Raw genomic sequence first — 18705 nt, 5'->3', positions numbered from 1 at the left:
GCAGCAAAAAACCCGGCCGCAATGCGGCCGGGCAGAAGTTGTAAAGGACTGGAAAACTGACGGTTCAGTAACAAACGTTCACGACCCGGTAGCGCGGACCGTAGGGTGTATCGACGAGGCGCTTCACATAGCAGCCGTTGTAACCGCCGCTGACGATGAGACGGGGACCGCCAACCCAATGATTATGAAAGCCGCCATGAAATCCACCACCGTGAAAGCCTCCCCCGTGAAACCCACCACCATGAAAGCCACCCTTCGCCGACGCCGCGGTCGGAAGAAGTGCGGTGGCGGAAAGGGCAAGAGCTGCTGCAAAGCCGATGGCAAGTTTACGCATGATGATCTCCTTCTATGGCGCCGATCGCGCCGGTGAGAGGCAACGGCCTCGTTGCAAATGGGTCGTTGCGTCTCGCGATCTGGTTCATCAGCGCCGGAGCCAACTTGTCGCAGGCCAGACGGCTGGTACGACGGCGGGGAGGCCTCTATGCTTTTGTGACAATTCGGTTCGATCTGCCATGTCGGGCAGGGTGGTAGCTTGCCGTTCGTGAAAGCCGCCGTTATAAGCGCGCCACCCTCCTAAAACTGCAGTTCCAAGGACAAGATCATGGCGATTGAGCGCACTTTTTCGATCATTAAACCCGACGCGACCGCGCGCAATCTGACAGGCGCTGTGAACGCCATCATTGAGAAGGCGGGGCTTCGTATCGTTGCCCAAAAGCGCATTCTGATGACCCGTGCACAGGCTGAAACGTTCTATGCCGTGCATAAGGCCCGCCCATTTTTCGGCGAACTGGTCGATTTCATGATTTCGGGCCCGGTTGTGGTCCAGGTGCTTGAAGGTGAGAACGCAATTCTCAAGTATCGTGACGTGATGGGTGCAACGGATCCGTCCAAGGCTGCTGACGGTACGATCCGCAAGGCGCACGCGAAGTCGATTGGTGAAAACTCGGTGCACGGTTCGGATGCGCCGGAAACCGCTGTCGTCGAAATTGCCCAGTTTTTCGCGGGCAATGAGATCGCCGGCTAATTTCAATCGTTCTAACGAGGGCGGGGGGCCTTTGATGTGAACTGGGTGACGCAGATATTCGATCCCGCCACGATCGGCGGATTGTTCACGCAATTTCAGAACGAAATTCAGCATCCCCAGTTCTGGGTCGCTCTGACGAAGATCATCTGGATCAACGTCCTCCTGTCTGGCGACAACGCGCTCGTGATCGCGTTGGCCTGCCGCGGGCTTCAGCCCAAGCAGCGCGTTTGGGGCATGGTGCTTGGTGCGGGTGTCGCGGTTCTGCTCCGCGTCATCTTCACCGGTATCGTCGCGACACTCATGTCGCTGCCTTACCTCAAGCTGATTGGCGGATTGGCCCTGTTGGTGATCGCTGCCAAGCTGCTTGTTCCTGAAAAGGAAGATGAAGACGGCGTGCAGGCCGCGGCCCATCTATGGGCGGCGGTTCGTATTGTTGCGATCGCCGACATCATCATGAGCCTCGACAACGTCATCGCGGTTGCTGCGGCGGCCAATGGCAGCATCGTGCTGATGATGCTTGGTCTGGCCATCAGCATTCCGATGATCGTGGCAGGTGCGGCGCTGATCATGGCTCTGCTCGACCGTGTTCCGGCGCTGATCTGGTTTGGCGCGGCTTTGCTCGGTTGGATTGCCGGTGAAGTAATTGCGACCGACCCGGCAGTGGTGCCATGGCTACACCGTGTGCTTGACGGGCATATCGTCCTTGATGTGGATACGAGTTCGTCAGTGCTCGGCTTCGCGAAGCATCTGCATTTCGCGGGCGAGGTGGGCGAAATCGTCGTCGCCCTGCTAGGCATTGTGATTGTGCTGACGGTGGGGTCGATCTGGCGCCGCCGCAAGCTGCAAGAGCTGAACCATGCTGAAGTTCCGGCTGCAGCCTGATCCGTAATCTGATCAGCCGGCCTTCATTGCGGTCCGGCTGATCACCACTTCAGTTCAACGCCAAGCGTGCCTTGGTGGGATGTAAAGCCGTCGCGGAATTTGCCGTCGTAATTGGCGTACAGTCGGGCGGTGTTGCTCAGGATGTATGACATGGACGCCCCGGCATCTGCGCCGTACATGCTTTCCTGAATGCCCTGAACACTAATGGTGTGGGCACCCGGCAGGGCAGACAGGCCGATCTGCACAGAACCGATGTTCTGTGAGAAGTTGTCGACGAATTTACCGTAAGCTGACACATCCAGAGCCTGTTGGCCGATAATCCAATAATGACCGACCTCGGCCCCGACCAGCACGCGGGCGCGCTCGCCGTTGGCTTCACTCACTGACGTTGGATGGAAACCGCCGAATTCCGTGTACCCATCGGTGACTGCCGACACATATTCGAGAGCCACTTTGGGCACGATCCGGCTTTGACCGAACGCGTAGGTGTAGTTGAGCTCACCCAACACACCATCGACCCTGCCGCCGTAGTTGGCATTCGCCGCGCCTAGGATCGTTGGCCGGCTCGTGTCGACTTGCGCAAAGCCATGGACGGCAGCAAACGCGATGGTCCACGGCCCGTTGTTGTAGGCAGCATTGATGCCAAGCTGCGTCATGTCGAGGGTGGCGCTCTGGATTGCGAGCGGCACATCGATGTTGGTGCGACTCTGGTCGACCGAAAAGCCGATATTCAGCCCTGGCGCGATCGTCGCCCCAATGCCTGCGACACCGCCGAATGTCTTGCGGCGGTCGCCAACGAAAGTGCCTTGCGCGTCGGTGCGTGATGTCAGGCCATAGCTTTCGCCCCACACCCGATAGAGTGGGTCCGCGGTGCTCTGGGAGGCGCCCCCGCCACCGGAGTTATCGCGCATGGCAAAGCCATAAGTCGCCTGGCGAGTCAGGCGCTGCAGAAAGCTACTGCTGAGATCGAACTGGGCAGCAGTCGCCGAAAGCTGAATATTGTTGTCGGTAGCGTTTGGGATTGGCGCCGGCGGCGCCACAAGTACTCCGACTGGCGGGGCTACTTGGGCATGGGCACCGGACGCCCCGAGGAGAACGGCAATCGACGTCGCGGTCGCGACCGCAAACGGCGACCTAGGCAGGCTCGGACAGGCTTGCCACGCGAAATTTTTCATAAAAAGCCGAAGTTAAAGAGAAGCGCTCCGTCCGGCGATTAGCCCTGAATCGTGGAGTAGGTCAACATTCGGCCATATCAAGCATCGGCATTCGCTTGTTGTGTAGCCAACGAGCCACACTGATCGGTGGCTTTGACGCATCGCACTCATTTGCGACGGGCGATGGGGCGTCAGCGCCGCCCCAGGAACCCGTTCATCCGACTTGCTAAGGTGAAATTTTCATGTTGGGATTACGACAGCAATCGGATTTGGGCCGTTCGGCGTGCGCTTGGTCGTAGAGAAACCCTGCAAAACTTTGAGAAGCCCGCTAGCGGCGTGGCACGCGAATAGCGTGACCGCGCTATTTTATTCTGGATGAGGGACGAAGGAGAGAGACGTGGCAAAAGGCACCGTCAAATGGTTCAACCCAACCAAGGGCTATGGGTTCATCAAGCCGCAAGTCGGAGACAAGGACGTGTTCGTGCACATTTCGGCCGTCGAACGCGCCGGATTGAGCACCCTCAACGAGAACCAGACGATCGAATACGATCTGGTTGAAAATCGAGGCAAGGCCTCGGCCGAGAATCTCAAAGTATCCTGAGGCTGCTCAGGTCGTTTTATTCCATCTTTGATGGACGCCTTTCACCTCCGGCCACCAGCCGGGGGTTTTTCTTTTACTCTCCTCCATCAATGTATTTGAATTCTGCGTGAATTTTCCTGCGCTTCCGAACGTTTGAAGCATTCGCGCATTATGTTGCGGCGTGCAGGAAATGGTGCCCAATGATCAAATGCAGACGAAACATTTGGCGCGGGCTTTGTGTTGGCGCGCTTGTGCTGATGCTGGCCGGTTGCAGCGAACAGGCGACCGTCGCATTGGATCAAGGTTTTGGACCGCAGCCCACGCTTCCGGCGCCCCTGCATTCCTTGATTCCCACGGTCAACATCGCGACCGCAGTTGGTTGGCCGCAGGGCGGCAAACCAGTTGCAGCAAACGGCCTTTCGGTAACCGCCTTTGCAACCGGGCTTGATCATCCGCGCTCGCTCCATGTCCTGCCGAACGGTGATGTTCTGGTTGCGGAAACCAATGCTCCGGCCAAGCCCGATGACAGCACAGGCATTAAGGGGTGGGTCGCAAAGAAGGTGATGGGGCGCGCCGGGGCGAATAAAGCAAGCGCTAATCGCATTACGTTGTTGCGGGACTCTGATGGGGATGGGAAGGCAGACACGCGCACGGTGTTTCTTGAAGGACTGAATTCACCCTTCGGCATGACGCTGGTTGGCCATGAATTTTATGTCGCCAACAGCGATGCCATCATGAAGTTTCCCTACAAAGCAGGGGAGACCCACATTGGTGCTGCGGGCACAAAAGTTGCCAACCTTCCGGGCGGCACGATCAATCACCATTGGACCAAGGATCTCACGGCCAGTCCTGATGGCAAGAAGCTTTTCGCAACGGTAGGTTCGAACAGCAATGTCGGCGAAAACGGCATGGACGTTGAAACCAACCGCGCGGCCGTTCTTGAAATCGACATTGCAAGCGGAGCGTCGCGCGTCTTTGCGTCGGGCTTGCGCAACCCGAATGGGCCGTCATGGCAGCCGCAAAGCGGAGCATTGTGGGTTGTGGTCAATGAGCGGGACGAGATCGGCAGCGATCTCGTGCCGGATTACATGACGTCCGTGAAGGACGGCGGTTTCTATGGCTGGCCCTACAGTTATTTCGGCCAGCATGTCGATACACGGGTCAATCCGCAGCGACCTGATCTTGTCGCGAAAGCGATCGTCCCTGATTACGCCCTTGGGCCGCACACCGCGTCCCTCGGATTGACATTCTATGAAGGCAATCTTTTTCCAGCATCTTACCGAGGTGGCGCATTCGTTGGTCAGCACGGATCGTGGAATCGCAATCCGCGCAGCGGTTACAAAGTGATCTTTGTGCCGTTCGCAAACGGTATGCCGTCCGGCAAGCCGCAGGATATTTTGACTGGCTTCCTCAATGACAAGGGTGAAGCGCAGGGCAGGCCGGTCGGTGTCAAGATCGACAAGCAAGGCGCATTGCTGGTTGCTGATGACGTCGGCAACGCCATCTGGCGTGTGACACCTGCGACGACATCCGCAGCAAATTGATCTGTCTGGAAAACGGCTGCTAGAGCGGCATGTGTGAGATGATTTCCGGAGAAATCAGCGCATCGTCCAGGCTACCGCAGACGTCTGTCCTGCAGATGGCGCCTTCGATGTGGGTCTTGCCACTTGCCACGAGGCGCAGCGCGTCCGGATAAATCCGGTGTTCGACGCCGAGCACGCGCGCGGCGAGCGTGTCCGGTGTGTCGTCACCGCGGACGGCGACGGCTCCCTGCATAATGATGGGACCGGAATCCACTTCCGGTACCACGAAGTGCACGGTGGCTCCGTGAATTTTGACACCATCGGCGAGCGCGCGCTCGTGGGTGTGGAGACCGCGGTAGGACGGCAGCAGCGCGGGATGAATGTTGATCATTCTTCCGTCCCACTGCTTGACGAACCACGGTGTCAGTAAACGCAGGAAACCTGCCAGACAAACCAGCTCGACATTGTGCGCGACAAGAATGTCTTGCATCGCGCGCTCAAAGGCTTCGCGATCCTTGCCGAAGGGTTTGCTCTCGATGGTCGCAGTTTTGATGCCGCTTTCCTGAGCCTTCGCGAGCCCGCCGGCATTTGCAATATTCGAGAGAACGAGGACGATTTCTGCCGGATAGTCGGCAGCCTTTGCGGCTTCAATCAGCGCGATCATGTTCGATCCGCGCCCGGAAATCAGAATCGCAACGCGGCGCTTTGCCATCTCACTCCGCCAGGTCGAGGTGGCCGTCATAAACCACCCGCTCGTCGCCGGAGGCCTCGACAACCGCGCCAAGCAGCACAGCGCGCTCGCCGGCTTGCGTGAGCACATCGATAACTTCGCCCACGGCGTCGTCCTTGACGATAGCGATCATGCCGATACCGCAGTTGAAGGTGCGCAGCAGTTCGAGTTCGGCAATGTTGCCTTCGGCGGCAAGCCACTTGAACACAGGCAACACCGGTACGGCGTTCAGATCGATGCGGACACCGAGATGTTTTGGCAGCACGCGCGGAATGTTATCCGTGAACCCGCCGCCGGTGATGTGGGCGAGGCCCTTCACTGCTCCGGTTTCGCGGATCGCGCGGAGGCAGGATCTGACATAGAGCTTCGTCGGCGCCAGCAACGCGCCGCCCAGCGTCATAACCGGTGCAAACGGGGCAGGGGCATTGAACGCGACGCCGGACATCTCCACGATCTTGCGGACCAGCGAAAAGCCGTTGGAGTGGACCCCCGAAGAGGCAAGGCCAATAACTGCATCCCCTGCCGCGATGTCTTTAAGAGGTAACAGCGTGCCGCGTTCCGCAGCACCGACTGCGAAGCCGGCGAGGTCATAGTCGCCGTCCTTGTAAAGCCCGGGCATCTCGGCGGTTTCACCACCAATCAGGGCACAGCCGGACTCGCGACAACCCTCGGCAACCCCGGCAACGATGGCAGCCGTGGCTTCGGGATCCAATTTGCCGCAAGCAAAATAATCGAGGAAAAACAACGGTTCAGCGCCTTGAACGACAAGATCGTTCACCGACATAGCTACGAGATCGATGCCAATGCCGCTGTGCACGCCTGTTTCGATAGCGATTTTAACCTTGGTGCCGACGCCGTCGGTCGCAGCGACCAGGACCGGGTCCTTGAAACCCGCGGCTTTGAGGTCGAATAACCCGCCAAAGCCGCCGATTTCAGCGTCCGCACCCGGTCGTGCCGTGGCACGCACCATTGGCTTGATCAGGTCGACCAGCCGGTTGCCGGCGTCGATATCGACACCTGCGGATGAATAGGTGAGGCTGGTTTTCTTGTCACTCATGCTCGTACCCGCTTTCCGAAGTTCGTAACACGCCGCCGCAGCCCTTTTGCGAACTTCGGAAAGCAAAGGGTACTAATAACCCTATGATTCCAGTACCGCATTCGATTTGAAGTCCCTGGATGAGATCGCTGCAACTGATGCAGGAACTTCAAATCGGCGGTACTGGGTTTCCAAGGTTTAGCCGGTGGTTACGTCGGATTTCGAGTTCGCGCAATGGCTGGCGGACGAGGTTGTGCATAGCTTGGAAGATGCGGCAGATCGCGCATTGGGGTCCGAATCCTATGCAAGTCTCGTATGGCTCGGTACAAGATAGCCAGCCGGGGAACCTCCTGTGAATCTACCGAATATTATCACGTTAGGCCGCATCCTGCTGGTGCCGATTATCATCTGGGCGATTGCCTCGAACCAGATGACGATCGCCTTCGTGATCTTCGTGACGGCAGGCGTCAGCGACGCCATCGACGGGTTTCTCGCCAAGCGCTTCAATATGACCACAGAGATCGGGGCATTGCTTGACCCGGTGGCCGATAAGGCGCTGCTGGTTTCGATCTATGTCGCACTCGGTATCTGGGGAGCGATGCCACGCTGGCTGGTCATCCTGGTGGTCTCGCGAGACTTCATGATTGTCGGCGCGGTCATCGTGTCGTGGTTGCTGGACAATCCCGTTCCAATGAAACCGCTGATGGTATCCAAGCTTAATACGGTGGCTCAGGTCGCATTCGCGGCGCTGGTGCTCGCCTCGCTTGGCTTCGGCTTCAGCGCCTCGCCATACGATACGATATTAATGGGTTTCGTAACGATCTTGACGCTCCTTTCGGTGTCCTTCTATCTCGTGGAGTGGGCACGGCATATGAGCACCACCGGGCCGTTGCCCTGAGCTTCATATGATGTTGCGTTGTGGAGAGGCCGGGTTGCCCGGCAAGGAGTAATTGGGTGGTAGCCCGCGTTCAACCCCGTCAGCTTGCACTTGCGCTGCCGCACGCGGAAAGCCTTTCGCGCGACAATTTTCTCGAGGGACCGGCGAACGCACAAGGCTTGGCCCTTATTGATGCGTGGCCGGATTGGCCGAACCGCGTGATGATGATTGTCGGCCCCGAGGGCAGCGGCAAGAGTCACCTTGCTGCGATCTGGGCAGCCGAGGCAGGTGCGCGTTCCGTCGCAGCACACACGTTGACTGCTGCGAATGTGCCTGGAGAACTCGCGACCGGCGCTCTCGTGGTCGATGACCTCGATCCTGCCAAGTTCGACGACCGCGCTCTATTCCATTTGCTGAATCTGGCGCGCGAAGACGAAGCCTATGTTCTCATGACTGGGCGCACACCGCCTTCGGCATTCCCGGTGGAACTACGCGACCTGCGATCGCGGTTGCGCGCTGTTCCGGTGGTGACGCTGGCGCCGCCGGATGACCATCTGTTCCGGGCGCTGATCGTGAAGTTCTGCGCCGACCGCCAGATGGTCGTCGATGAGGCGCTCGTCAGTTACCTCGCAACCCGCATCGAACGGTCGTTCGCCGCGGCACGGCAGGCGGTCGAGTTGCTCGATGGCGAAGCGTTGCGGCAGGGGCGGCCGGTGACCCGCGCGCTCGCCGCAGAAGTGTTGAAAGAAACCGCGGCCTGACCGCCTAGTGGTCGATTCTAACATTTGCATCCAGCTACCGTTGCAAATGTTAGAATCAAAGGAGCACTAGCAAATACTCCACTAGACCCTTGGTTCGTCATCGGTATTGGCTCATCATGTCATTGAACGGTCATGACGCTGGCACATTGTTCGCCGCGAACAGGCCGGATGGCACGGTCTGACGATGTGAGATGGATTTCGCCTGATGGACACCGCACAAGTCGTTGTTAAAAAAGCTGAAAACGAGGAAGTGGTACGCGGTTCGGGGATTGCCGAAAGCCCTGAGCGTTTCATCAATCGCGAACTGTCCTGGCTGCACTTCAACCGGCGAGTGCTGGAAGAGTCCGTCAACAGCAATCACCCCATGCTGGAGCGGGTGCGGTTTCTGTCCATTTCCGCAAACAACCTTGACGAATTCTTTATGGTCCGCGTTGCGGGCCTGAAGGCGCAGATCCGCGAAGGCATCACTGAGCGCAGCCCCGATGGCGCGACACCAGGTGAGCAATTGGCCAGCGTCTATGAGACGGTCTCCAAACTCGCCAGTGATCAGCAGGCGATCTGGCGCGACTTGCGCGCGAGTCTCGTCGATGTCGGCATCGTGCTCGTTGACGGCAAGGACGTCACCAAGGCTGAAACGCAATGGATCGAGGAGTACTTCCTCCACAACATCTTTCCATTGCTGACGCCGCTTGCGATCGATCCGGCGCATCCATTCCCGTTCATTCCGAACCTTGGCTTCACCATTGCTCTTCATCTTGCTCGTCTCTCGGACGGCAAGACAATGAATGCGCTGATCCGCATGCCGGGCAAGATTGATCGCTTCATCCGTCTTCCTGCAGGCAAGGATGGCTCGGTACGGCTGATCACGCTCGAGCAGGCCACGAGCTTGTTCATCGGGCGTCTGTTCCCGGGCTATTCCGTCAAGGGGCAGGGCGCATTCCGGGTCATCCGCGACTCCGAACTTGAAATTGAGGAAGAGGCTGAAGATCTCGTTCGTCTCTTCGAGACGGCATTGAAGCGACGTCGCCGTGGATCGGTGATCCGTCTCGAAATCGAAGCATCCATGCCGCAAGAGCTGTGCGCATTCGTTCAGCGCGCGTTGTCAGCTGCAGACGACGAAGTGCTGATGGTCGAGGGCGTGCTCGCGATGAACGAGCTGTCTCAGCTGACGCGGCTTGATCGTCCCGATCTCGAGTTCACGCCATACGTGCCGCGTCATCCCGAACGCGTCCGTGATCATGGTGGCGACATCTTCGCTGCGATCCGGCAGAAGGACCTCGTCGTTCACCATCCATATGAATCGTTCGACGTCGTCGTGCAGTTCCTGCAGCAGGCTGCGCGCGATCCGGATGTGGTCGCCATCAAGCAGACGCTCTACCGCACGTCGCGCGATAGCCCGATCGTGCGCACTTTGGCTGAAGCGGCTGAAGCTGGAAAGTCAGTGACGGCACTGGTCGAACTGAAGGCGCGCTTCGACGAAGAGGCAAACATTCGTTGGGCGCGCGACCTCGAACGCGCGGGCGTTCAGGTCGTATACGGCTTCCTTGAGTTGAAGACGCACGCCAAGCTCTCGCTCGTGGTTCGTCGTGAAGGTAGCGGCCTCACCACTTATGTGCATGCAGGTACCGGCAACTATCATCCGGTGACTGCACGTATTTACACCGACTTGTCATATTTTACGTCGGATCCGGTCATCGCACGCGATGCGGCGCGCGTATTCAATTACATCACCGGCTATGCGGAACCGAGCGACATCGAGAAGATGGCGGTATCGCCGCTGACGTTGCGCAAGCGAATCCTCGAACACATCGAAGGCGAGATCAATCACGCCCACAACGGCAAGCCTGCCGCGATCTGGATGAAGATGAACTCGCTGGTTGATCCGGACATCATTGATGCGCTCTACGAAGCGTCACAAGCAGGTGTGTCGATCGATCTCGTTATCCGCGGCATCTGCTGCTTGCGCCCTGGTGTTCCCGGATTGTCGGAGAACATTCGCGTCAAGTCGATCATCGGACGGTTCCTGGAACACGGCCGAATCTATTGCTTTGGCATGGGCCATGGACTGCCGAGCCCGAAGGCAGCTGTGTATATCTCCTCCGCAGACATGATGCCGCGTAACCTTGACAGGCGAGTCGAGGTATTATGTCCGCTGCAAAATCCGACGGTGCATCAGCAGGTTCTCGAACAAATTATGGTCGCGAATCTGAAGGACAACGAACAGAGCTGGCAATTGTTGCCGGATGGTTCGTCTACGCGTATGAAGGCCGCGAAGGGCGAGGAGCCTTTCAACGTGCACAATTACTTCATGACGAATCCGAGTCTGTCAGGCCGTGGAAAGTCGCTTAAAGAATCTTCGCCGCGTCGTCTTACGCGCCGTTCGGAGCGTTAGTGCTCCGACGCCTACGGCTGAGCCGGCGGCAGTGACAGTCACGCCGCCGCCGGTGCGCGAACGTCAACAGCGCGTGCGCAAGCCTTCGAAGAGCATCGCCGTCATCGATATTGGCTCCAACTCCGTCCGACTTGTCGTCTACGAAGACAAGTCGCGGAGTTCTTCGCCTTTATTCAACGAAAAGACATTGTGCGGATTGGGTCGCGAGGTTCAGTCCACTGGACTGCTCGCCGCCGACGCTGTCGAAAAAGCATTAGCGGCGTTGAAGCGTTTCAAGGCGCTGTGCAAAGTGATGAAGGTTGGCGAAGTTTACGCCATTGCCACGGCGGCCTGTCGCGACGCGACCAATGGCCCGGACTTCATCGCCAAGGCCGAGCGTCTTTGTGGCTGTTCAATTGAAATTCTATCCGGCGCTCGCGAAGCGAAACTGTCCGCGCTCGGCGTGTCGTCCGGTGTCTACAAGCCTGATGGCATCGTCGGCGATCTCGGTGGTGGCTCGCTCGAGTTGATCGATATTCGCGGACATCGCATTCGTCAGGGGCTCACGCTTCCGCTCGGTGGCCTCGCGCTCCAGGATGCGTCGCAGAAGTCGCTCAAGAAAGCCGAGAAGATCGTCTCAGACGCCATCACCGGGTTGCCTCAGCTTAAAGCAGGTGCCGGACGAAATTTTTATGCGGTCGGTGGCACGTGGCGTGCGCTTGCGCGCATTCACATCATTCAGAGCGGCTATCCGCTGCATGTCATGCACGGTTACAGCATTCCTGCTGCCGATGCGCTGGATTTTGTGAAGCGGCTTCGGCGTCTCGCGGCGAGCAACACGCTTGCGGACATCGAGACCGTCGCGGATGCCCGTCGGCCGTTGCTCGCTTACGCCGCCTTGGTGCTTGAATACATCATTCGCGTTGCGAAGCCGAAGACCATCGTGTTCTCCACGTACGGTGTGCGTGAAGGTTTGCTTTACGAGATGCTGTCGGAGAAGGAGCGCCAGAAGGATGGCTTGCTCGCCGCAGCTTATAAGCTGAATACGTTGCGGGCACGGTCACCACGCCATGCGGAAGATCTGATGGCATGGACGGATCGAATGATCCGCGTTGCGGGCGTTCGAGAGAATGATGATGAACGCCGGTTGCGTCACGCAGCCTGTCTGCTCTCCGATCTCGCATGGCGATCGCATCCTGATCACCGTGGCGAGCAGTCGCTTAACACCATCACCAATGGAAACTTCGGCGCCATCAGCCATCAGGGCAGAGCGTTTCTCGCGCTCGCGATCTACTATCGCTACGCCGGATTGAACGAGGAAAACGAAGCGCCGGAGGATGTCCGCGCGTTGGTGACACCCGCAATGGTCGATCGGGCGCGATTGATCGGCGCCGCAATCAGGGTTGCGGTTTTGATCTCTGCTGCGCAGCGCGGGGTGTTGTCACATACGCATTTCCGCAATCAGGCGCGCAAACTTTTGCTCGTCCTTGACAAGAGCGTGGCGGAACTTGCGGCAGATCGGTTGAGCAACCGTTTCAAGCAACTGGCCCGGTTGATGGGCCGCAGCGGCGTGGTCATACGGCCATAAGGTTCGGAAAGCCGACCGAGCGCTTTGTTGCCACCGCCGGAAATCGGGTGGATCAGCTATTCGTACGGCATTAGGCAGCCTCTTCCAGAATTCGGAGACTGCACATGACCGCTGCACTCAAACAGCCTCTCGCCGTCAATGCGGAAGATATCGCGCTGCGTATCGGCGCACTCGAGTGGGCAGCCGTCGCCACGCATCTCGACGACAACGGCTGGGCGGTGCTCAGCAATTTGCTGTCGCCAGGCGCGTGCGGTTCGATTGCAAACCTCTATAGTACCGATGATGTCTTCCGCAGCCATATCATCATGGCGCGGCATGGTTTTGGGCGAGGAGAATACAAATACTTTTCCTATCCGCTGCCGGACATCATCGCCAACCTGCGGACTGCGCTGTATCCGCGGTTGGCGCCCATTGCCAACCGCTGGAACGAGTCGATGGGAACGGATGTACGGTATCCTTCCGCGCATGCCGACTTCATCAAGCGCTGCCACAAGGCCGGCCAGACGCTGCCGACACCGTTGCTGCTCCAGTATGTTGCCGGTGACTACAATTGCCTGCATCAGGATCTCTATGGGGAACATGTGTTTCCGTTGCAGGTCGCGATATTGCTGTCCGAACCGGAACGGGATTTCACCGGTGGTGAATTCGTCCTGACGGAACAACGTCCACGGATGCAGTCGCGTGCGGCGGTGGTGCCGCTGCGTCGGGGCGATGCCGTGGTGTTCGCTGTGCACAACCGGCCAGTGCAGGGGACGCGCGGAACGTATCGTGTCAACCTTCGGCATGGCGTGAGCCAGATACGATCCGGCCAGCGCCATACAGTTGGCATCATTTTCCACGACGCTAAATAGAATAATGCGGGATCTGTTTGACGAGATAGAGATCGACAACGCAGGGCCCGATGTGGAGCTTGCGCCCGGTGCGATGTTGCTTGGTGGTTTCGCGCGGCCATTCGAGGCTAAGCTGGTCGCGGAGGTGCGCGCGATGACTGAACGCGCGCCGTTCCGCCATCTGATCACGCCGGGTGGCCACCGGATGTCGGTGGGCATGACCAATTGCGGCAGTGTCGGCTGGGTCAGCGATCATCGGGGCTACCGTTATGACGCCATTGACCCGGACAGTGGCAGGCCATGGCCGGCAATGCCGGACGTCTTTATTGCACTGGCGAGCGACGCCGCAGCCAAGGGCGGATTTATGGATTTTCGTCCTGATGCCTGTCTGATCAACCGGTACGAGCCGGGCGCAAAGTTATCGTTGCATCAGGATAAGGATGAGCTCGATCTGGATGCTCCCATCGTGTCCGTTTCGCTCGGACTGCCTGCGGTCTTCCAGTTCGGTGGATTCAAACGAAGCGACCGGCCGGATCGGCACCGGTTGAGACATGGCGATGTGGTGGTGTGGGGCGGTCCGTCCCGGCTCGCGTTTCACGGCGTGCTGCCGCTGGCAGACGGCGAGCATCCACTGCTGGGGCGTCAGCGCATCAATCTCACATTCCGGAAGACGCGCTAGATTTTAATCGCGATCGACGCGCACGACGCGTCCTTTTTCGATCGCGAGTGCCAGACGGCCTTTCTTAAGCGCCAGCGCCGCTTCACCGAACAGTTCGCGCCGCCAACCGTGCAGCGCGCCGACATCGGCGTTGTCATCGGCGGCAATCTGCTCGAGATCGTCTACCGTCGCGATCACCTTGCTGGCCACGGCATGCCGCTCGGAGGTCATGCGCAGCAGCACCTTGAGCAATTCGACGGTCGCAGAGCCGTTGGCATTGTTGCGTGGCTTGTCGAGCTTGGGCAACGTGGTGGGATCGCGCGCGATGCCGCGTTTTACGGCCGCGACGATGTCCTGTCCCCATTTCGACTTGTCGAACCCTTTCGGCAGGGAGCGAAGACCGGCGAGACGTTCAAGGGTGGTCGGCGCATGGGTCACGATGTCGCCAATCGCGTCATCCTTCAGGACACGGCTGCGCGGGACATCACGGGTCTGGGCTTCCTGTTCGCGCCAGGCGGCGACTTCCATCAAGACGGCGAGTTCTTTTGGTTTGCGGACCCGTGTTTTCAGCCGTTCCCATGCACGTTCAGGATGGACATCGTATGTCTTCGGCGAGGTGAGGATATCCATCTCCTCGCTAACCCATTCACTGCGGCCGCGCTTTTTGAGGTCGGCATCAAGAGACGCGAAAACATCCCGCAGGTGGGTCACATCGGCCAGCGCGTATTGGATCTGATCGTGCGTCAGCGGACGTTGCGACCAATCCGTAAAGCGATGGGTCTTGTCAGGGCGGTGGCCGGTGACCCGCTCCACAAGCTGGTCGTAGGCGATCGAATCTCCATATCCCAGCACCATGGCGGCAACCTGGGTATCGAATACCGGATGCGGCACAATATTCGCGCGATGCCAGACGATTTCGATGTCCTGCCGCGCCGCGTGGAAGACCTTGAGGACCTTCTCGTTGCCCATCAATTCGAAGAACGGGGTCAGGTCGATACCTTCGGCCAAGGCATCGATCACGACAGCGTCCTCCGTGCTCGCCATCTGTACGACGCAAAGCAGCGGGTAATAGGTCGTCTCGCGCAAAAACTCGGTGTCGACGGTGATGACGGGGTGCTGGGCGAGGCGGTGGCAGACGGCGGTGAGTTCGCCTGTTGTTGAGATAATTTCCATGCGGGGCTTATTACCGCTTTGAGCGAAATTATCCATGCGAAAATCGGCGGATAAGGCATAACCTTGGACGCCAAGCGCCTGTCATGAACCTGTTCCACGGCGATCGCGACCAATCCGGCACTTGTCGCAATGCACACTCCGAGGAGTTTGTGATGGTCCGGACTATTTTTGCCATGATCAGCGCCGCTGTCGTGCTGACCACTTTTTTCGCACCGGCTGAGGCTGGAGCAAATACCCTGAATATCCACCTCCGGCCCAATCTTCCGGTCAATACAACGCTTCATGTCGACGTGAAGCCGCGTCTTTATCGCGATGTCGTTCTTGTGGAATCTTGCGGAAATCTTCCAAAACATAATGACCGTGGGTTGGGCGCCCGCAAGCGGTGTCGGTTGGACGACTGACGGCTGCACCGCTGCCATGCAGGGCCGAACAACGGCTGCATTGCGCCGTTTGTCATGATTAGCTGTGGGGCCGTTTGGGGACCTCACACGCATGATTACCGGACTTGACCACGTCGTATTGCTTGTTCGTGACATCGAGGCGGGCATTGCCGGCTATCAGACCCTGCTTGGCCGTGCGCCATCATGGCGAACGGAGAGCCACGGTGCGGCAACCGCGATGTTCACCCTGGCAAACATGTCGCTGGAGCTGATGGCGCCTTCTGGCGAAGGGACAGCCGGAGAGCGGGTCCGCGCCGCACTTGATAAACAGGGTGAGGGGTTGGCCAGCCTCGCCTTCGCGGTGGCCGATATCACTAAAGCCCATCGTCGCCTGACGCGGCTGGGTCTCGCGCCTGACGAGATTGGTGATGGGCAAAGCCACGACGTAGCATCAGGGGCTTCGATGTCCTGGCAGCGCTTTCGGGCATCCAACGAATTCACCCAGGGCGTCCGGATGTTTTTCCTCCAGCGGCCCGAACCGCTGCGCGGGCCGGCCGATCCGGCGTCCGACGCTGTAGAAGCCCTCGATAGCCTGGTTCTCAGCACCCCCAGCCCTGATCGCGCGGCCGCGCTTTACGGCGCCCGGCTTGGTCTCGACATGGCCCTGGATCGCACCATCGCTGGCTTGGATACGCGGTTTCTATTCTTCCGCTGCGGGAACGATCTCATCGTCGAGATCATCCATCGCCTCAAAAATGGCGTGGGTGAGGGGCCCGACCAGATCTGGGGCCTGTCCTGGCGAGCCGCGGACATCGTCGCAGCGCAGAATCGGCTCCGAGGCGCAGGGCTCGAGGTTTCCGACATTCGGGATGGCCGCAAGCCGGGCAGCCGGGTCGCCACCGTCAAGACCGGAACCTTCGGTGTCCCGACCCTGCTGATCCAGCAGGGTATTCGATGATACTTCCTGCCTGACAATTGATCAAAAAGCCTGCTCGGGGCTCGTGTACCGGAGCCGAAGTTCGCCTCGCTATGAAGCGCACCCTGGAGCGAACGTCGGATCCGAAAAAACACGAGCAAATCTATGATTCTAGTGTGGTTTATGTTCAGAAGTTCGCTTGAGGGTTGCGGAGAGAAAATGAAGCGAACTTCTGGACACCACACCGGTTGTTTTCTCTAAACTTTCCGCATGGTTGCACCGCATCATCGGCACCATTCGGTTGCCGCGTTCCGCCCGCTCGGGTAAACCCTGCGCGCGCGCCCGTGAGCGCATATTCCCGATTCTGCCCTCTGAGCCTTTTCCAGGATTTTCATGCATCGCTATCGTTCCCACACTTGCGGCGCTCTCCGCGAAGCCAACATCGGCCAGGAGGCTCGGCTGTCAGGCTGGTGTCACCGCATCCGCGACCACGGTGGCGTTTTGTTTATCGATCTGCGCGACCACTACGGCCTGACGCAGTGTGTGATTGATCCGGATTCCTCGGCATTCAAATTGGCCGAGACGCTGCGCTCGGAATGGGTCGTCCGTTTTGACGGTAAGGTGCGCCGGCGTCCGGAAGGCACTGATAATTCTGAATTGCCGACCGGCACGATCGAGCTCTTCATCAACGAGATCGAGGTGCTGGGTGAGGCCGGCGAACTGCCGATGCCGGTGTTCGGCGATCAAGAATATCCTGAAGAGATAAGGCTTAAGTACCGCTTCCTCGACCTGCGTCGCGAACGGCTTCACCAGAACATCATGACGCGCGGGGCGATCGTCGACTCCATGCGCAAGCGCATGAAGGAAGCAGGCTTCTTCGAATTCCAGACGCCGATCCTGACGGCGTCATCGCCCGAGGGCGCGCGCGACTTCCTCGTGCCGAGCCGCATTCATCCGGGCAAGTTCTATGCACTCCCGCAGGCGCCGCAGCAGTATAAGCAGTTGCTGATGATGTCGGGCTTCGACCGTTACTTCCAGATCGCGCCGTGTTTCCGTGATGAAGATCCGCGCGCCGATCGTCTGCCCGGCGAGTTCTATCAACTCGATCTCGAAATGAGCTTCGTCACGCAAGACGATGTTTTTGCTGCGATGGAGCCCGTCATCACCGGCGTGTTCGAGGATTTCGCCAAAGGCAAGCCGGTCACGAAGAACTGGCCGCGCATTCCGTTCGCGGAATCCCTGCGCAAATATGGCACTGACAAACCGGACCTGCGTAATCCGCTCGTGATGCAGGAAGTTTCCGAACATTTCCGTGGCTCGGGCTTCAAGGTGTTTGCCCGCATGCTCGAAGATGCGACCAATCAGGTCTGGGCGATCCCAGGACCGGGTGGAGGTTCGCGCGCGTTCTGCGATCGCATGAATTCATGGGCCCAGGGCGAAGGCCAGCCTGGTCTCGGTTACATCATGTGGCGTGAGGGCGGCGAGGGCGCAGGCCCGCTGGCCAACAACATCGGTCCTGAGCGAACAGCCGCGATCCGCGCGCAGTTGGGCCTCAAGGACGGCGATGCGGCATTCTTCGTGGCGGGTGATCCATCGAAGTTCTGGAAGTTTGCCGGTCTCGCGCGAACCAAGGTCGGCGAGGAATTGAACCTGATCGACAAGGATCGGTTCGAGCTCGCTTGGATCGTCGACTTCCCGATGTACGAATACAACGAGGATGAGAAGAAGGTCGACTTCTCGCACAATCCATTCTCGATGCCGCAGGGCGGTCTGGAAGCTCTCCAGACTCAGGATCCTCTCACCATCAAGGCGTTCCAGTACGACATCGCCTGCAACGGTTATGAGATCGCATCCGGTGGCATCCGCAACCATCGTCCGCAGGCGATGGTGAAGGCGTTCGAGATTGCGGGCTATGGCGAAGAAACCGTCATCGAGCGCTTCGGCGGCATGTATCGTGCGTTCCAGTACGGTGCGCCTCCGCACGGCGGTATGGCTGCAGGCGTGGACCGCATTGTCATGTTGCTTTGCGGTACAAACAATCTCCGCGAAATTTCACTGTTCCCGATGAATCAGCGTGCGGAAGATCTGCTAATGGGTGCTCCGTCGGAAGTGGCGCTGAAGCAGCTCCGCGAGCTTCACATCAGGCTCAATTTACCGCAAAACTGATCCGTGTTTAAAAACAACCATCGATTTCAAGTCGAGTAGACGTGCTGAGGACTTAA

Annotated in this window: 18 protein-coding genes; 13 read left to right on the top strand and 5 right to left on the bottom strand. The window is 58.8% G+C overall.

Translation table 11 applies throughout. The annotated features are described in order from the left end of the window. Positions 1-64: 64 nt before the first annotated feature. Positions 65-334 carry a hypothetical protein gene (locus ACZ5C3_RS17460; RefSeq protein WP_464031630.1) on the bottom strand — a complete coding sequence of 90 codons (270 nt, stop codon included), beginning with the start codon at positions 332-334 and terminating at the stop codon, positions 65-67. A gap of 267 nt (positions 335-601) precedes the next feature. On the opposite strand from ACZ5C3_RS17460, the gene ndk reads away from it, so the two are divergent. Continuing rightward, a complete protein-coding gene (gene ndk, locus ACZ5C3_RS17455) occupies positions 602-1024 on the top strand; it encodes a nucleoside-diphosphate kinase (RefSeq protein ID WP_464031628.1) in 423 nt (140 codons plus the stop codon). Between the two features lie 36 nt (positions 1025-1060). Beyond that, positions 1061-1906 (top strand): TerC family protein, encoded by an 846-nt coding sequence (locus ACZ5C3_RS17450; RefSeq protein WP_464031626.1) that lies wholly within the window; start codon positions 1061-1063, stop codon positions 1904-1906. Positions 1907-1947: 41 nt separating this feature from the next. On the opposite strand, the gene ACZ5C3_RS17445 is transcribed toward ACZ5C3_RS17450, so the two are convergent. After that, on the bottom strand, positions 1948-3081 hold the full coding sequence (locus tag ACZ5C3_RS17445; protein ID WP_464031624.1) for an autotransporter outer membrane beta-barrel domain-containing protein: 1134 nt from the start codon (positions 3079-3081) through the stop codon (positions 1948-1950). Between the two features lie 376 nt (positions 3082-3457). Here ACZ5C3_RS17445 and ACZ5C3_RS17440 point away from each other — a divergent pair, with 376 nt between their 5' ends. Both ACZ5C3_RS17440 and ACZ5C3_RS17435 read left to right on the top strand, forming a co-directional pair. Further along, on the top strand, positions 3458-3661 hold the full coding sequence (locus ACZ5C3_RS17440; protein ID WP_464031622.1) for a cold-shock protein: 204 nt from the start codon (positions 3458-3460) through the stop codon (positions 3659-3661). Between the two features lie 179 nt (positions 3662-3840). Then, on the top strand, positions 3841-5184 hold the full coding sequence (locus ACZ5C3_RS17435) for a PQQ-dependent sugar dehydrogenase (protein ID WP_464031620.1): 1344 nt from the start codon (positions 3841-3843) through the stop codon (positions 5182-5184). Positions 5185-5203: 19 nt separating this feature from the next. Here the strand turns inward: ACZ5C3_RS17435 and purN are convergent, their stop codons facing one another. Both purN and purM read right to left on the bottom strand, forming a co-directional pair. Beyond that, positions 5204-5875: a phosphoribosylglycinamide formyltransferase gene (gene purN, locus ACZ5C3_RS17430; protein WP_464031619.1), complete on the bottom strand. Its 672-nt coding sequence runs from the start codon at positions 5873-5875 to the stop codon at positions 5204-5206. A gap of 1 nt (position 5876) precedes the next feature. Continuing rightward, positions 5877-6950, bottom strand: coding sequence for a phosphoribosylformylglycinamidine cyclo-ligase (gene purM / locus ACZ5C3_RS17425; protein ID WP_464031618.1), 1074 nt, complete (start codon positions 6948-6950; stop codon positions 5877-5879). 331 nt (positions 6951-7281) lie between these two features. On the opposite strand from purM, the gene ACZ5C3_RS17420 reads away from it, so the two are divergent. The 6 genes from ACZ5C3_RS17420 to alkB all read left to right on the top strand — a co-directional run bounded on the left by ACZ5C3_RS17420 (position 7282) and on the right by alkB (position 14035). Next, complete coding sequence (locus ACZ5C3_RS17420; protein WP_424631883.1) at positions 7282-7827, top strand: CDP-alcohol phosphatidyltransferase family protein; 546 nt, start codon at positions 7282-7284, stop codon at positions 7825-7827. A gap of 56 nt (positions 7828-7883) precedes the next feature. Continuing rightward, the gene (locus tag ACZ5C3_RS17415) at positions 7884-8567 is read left to right on the top strand and encodes a P-loop NTPase family protein (protein ID WP_464031617.1); all 684 of its coding nucleotides are present in this window, start codon (positions 7884-7886) and stop codon (positions 8565-8567) included. A 205-nt stretch (positions 8568-8772) separates the two neighbouring features. Then, the gene (locus ACZ5C3_RS17410) at positions 8773-10959 is read left to right on the top strand and encodes an RNA degradosome polyphosphate kinase (RefSeq protein ID WP_464031615.1); all 2187 of its coding nucleotides are present in this window, start codon (positions 8773-8775) and stop codon (positions 10957-10959) included. Between the two features lie 31 nt (positions 10960-10990). After that, positions 10991-12526 (top strand): exopolyphosphatase, encoded by a 1536-nt coding sequence (ppx, locus tag ACZ5C3_RS17405; protein WP_464031613.1) that lies wholly within the window; start codon positions 10991-10993, stop codon positions 12524-12526. 104 nt (positions 12527-12630) lie between these two features. Then, positions 12631-13377, top strand: coding sequence for a 2OG-Fe(II) oxygenase (locus ACZ5C3_RS17400; RefSeq protein ID WP_464031611.1), 747 nt, complete (start codon positions 12631-12633; stop codon positions 13375-13377). Between the two features lie 4 nt (positions 13378-13381). Next, positions 13382-14035: a DNA oxidative demethylase AlkB gene (alkB, locus tag ACZ5C3_RS17395; protein WP_464031609.1), complete on the top strand. Its 654-nt coding sequence runs from the start codon at positions 13382-13384 to the stop codon at positions 14033-14035. A gap of 3 nt (positions 14036-14038) precedes the next feature. On the opposite strand, the gene rnd is transcribed toward alkB, so the two are convergent. Then, on the bottom strand, positions 14039-15187 hold the full coding sequence (gene rnd, locus ACZ5C3_RS17390; RefSeq protein WP_464031608.1) for a ribonuclease D: 1149 nt from the start codon (positions 15185-15187) through the stop codon (positions 14039-14041). An 83-nt stretch (positions 15188-15270) separates the two neighbouring features. On the opposite strand from rnd, the gene ACZ5C3_RS17385 reads away from it, so the two are divergent. The 3 genes from ACZ5C3_RS17385 to aspS all read left to right on the top strand — a co-directional run bounded on the left by ACZ5C3_RS17385 (position 15271) and on the right by aspS (position 18649). Continuing rightward, positions 15271-15588, top strand: a complete 318-nt coding sequence (locus ACZ5C3_RS17385) for a hypothetical protein (RefSeq protein ID WP_464031606.1) — start codon at positions 15271-15273, stop codon at positions 15586-15588. Between the two features lie 91 nt (positions 15589-15679). Beyond that, positions 15680-16525: a VOC family protein gene (locus ACZ5C3_RS17380; RefSeq protein WP_464031604.1), complete on the top strand. Its 846-nt coding sequence runs from the start codon at positions 15680-15682 to the stop codon at positions 16523-16525. A 351-nt stretch (positions 16526-16876) separates the two neighbouring features. Beyond that, positions 16877-18649: an aspartate--tRNA ligase gene (aspS, locus tag ACZ5C3_RS17375; protein WP_464031603.1), complete on the top strand. Its 1773-nt coding sequence runs from the start codon at positions 16877-16879 to the stop codon at positions 18647-18649. Positions 18650-18705: the final 56 nt, after the last annotated feature.

The sequence above is a fragment of the Afipia dichlorophenoxyacetatis genome (genome assembly GCF_055386385.1).
Note: the sequence above shows the minus strand (reverse complement) of the source record. Positions and strands in the feature narration are given on the sequence as shown.

Bases quoted from the DNA above. Each gene is read 5' to 3' on its own strand.
- ACZ5C3_RS17460 (WP_464031630.1), bottom strand. From the start codon at position 334: ATGCGTAAACTTGCCATCGGCTTTGCAGCAGCTCTTGCCCTTTCCGCC.
- ndk (WP_464031628.1), top strand. From the start codon at position 602: ATGGCGATTGAGCGCACTTTTTCGATCATTAAACCCGACGCGACCGCG.
- ACZ5C3_RS17445 (WP_464031624.1), bottom strand. From the start codon at position 3,081: ATGAAAAATTTCGCGTGGCAAGCCTGTCCGAGCCTGCCTAGGTCGCCG.
- ACZ5C3_RS17435 (WP_464031620.1), top strand. From the start codon at position 3,841: ATGATCAAATGCAGACGAAACATTTGGCGCGGGCTTTGTGTTGGCGCG.
- purN (WP_464031619.1), bottom strand. From the start codon at position 5,875: ATGGCAAAGCGCCGCGTTGCGATTCTGATTTCCGGGCGCGGATCGAAC.
- purM (WP_464031618.1), bottom strand. From the start codon at position 6,950: ATGAGTGACAAGAAAACCAGCCTCACCTATTCATCCGCAGGTGTCGAT.
- ACZ5C3_RS17410 (WP_464031615.1), top strand. From the start codon at position 8,773: ATGGACACCGCACAAGTCGTTGTTAAAAAAGCTGAAAACGAGGAAGTG.
- ACZ5C3_RS17400 (WP_464031611.1), top strand. From the start codon at position 12,631: ATGACCGCTGCACTCAAACAGCCTCTCGCCGTCAATGCGGAAGATATC.
- alkB (WP_464031609.1), top strand. From the start codon at position 13,382: ATGCGGGATCTGTTTGACGAGATAGAGATCGACAACGCAGGGCCCGAT.
- rnd (WP_464031608.1), bottom strand. From the start codon at position 15,187: ATGGAAATTATCTCAACAACAGGCGAACTCACCGCCGTCTGCCACCGC.
- ACZ5C3_RS17385 (WP_464031606.1), top strand. From the start codon at position 15,271: ATGAACCTGTTCCACGGCGATCGCGACCAATCCGGCACTTGTCGCAAT.
- ACZ5C3_RS17380 (WP_464031604.1), top strand. From the start codon at position 15,680: ATGATTACCGGACTTGACCACGTCGTATTGCTTGTTCGTGACATCGAG.
- aspS (WP_464031603.1), top strand. From the start codon at position 16,877: ATGCATCGCTATCGTTCCCACACTTGCGGCGCTCTCCGCGAAGCCAAC.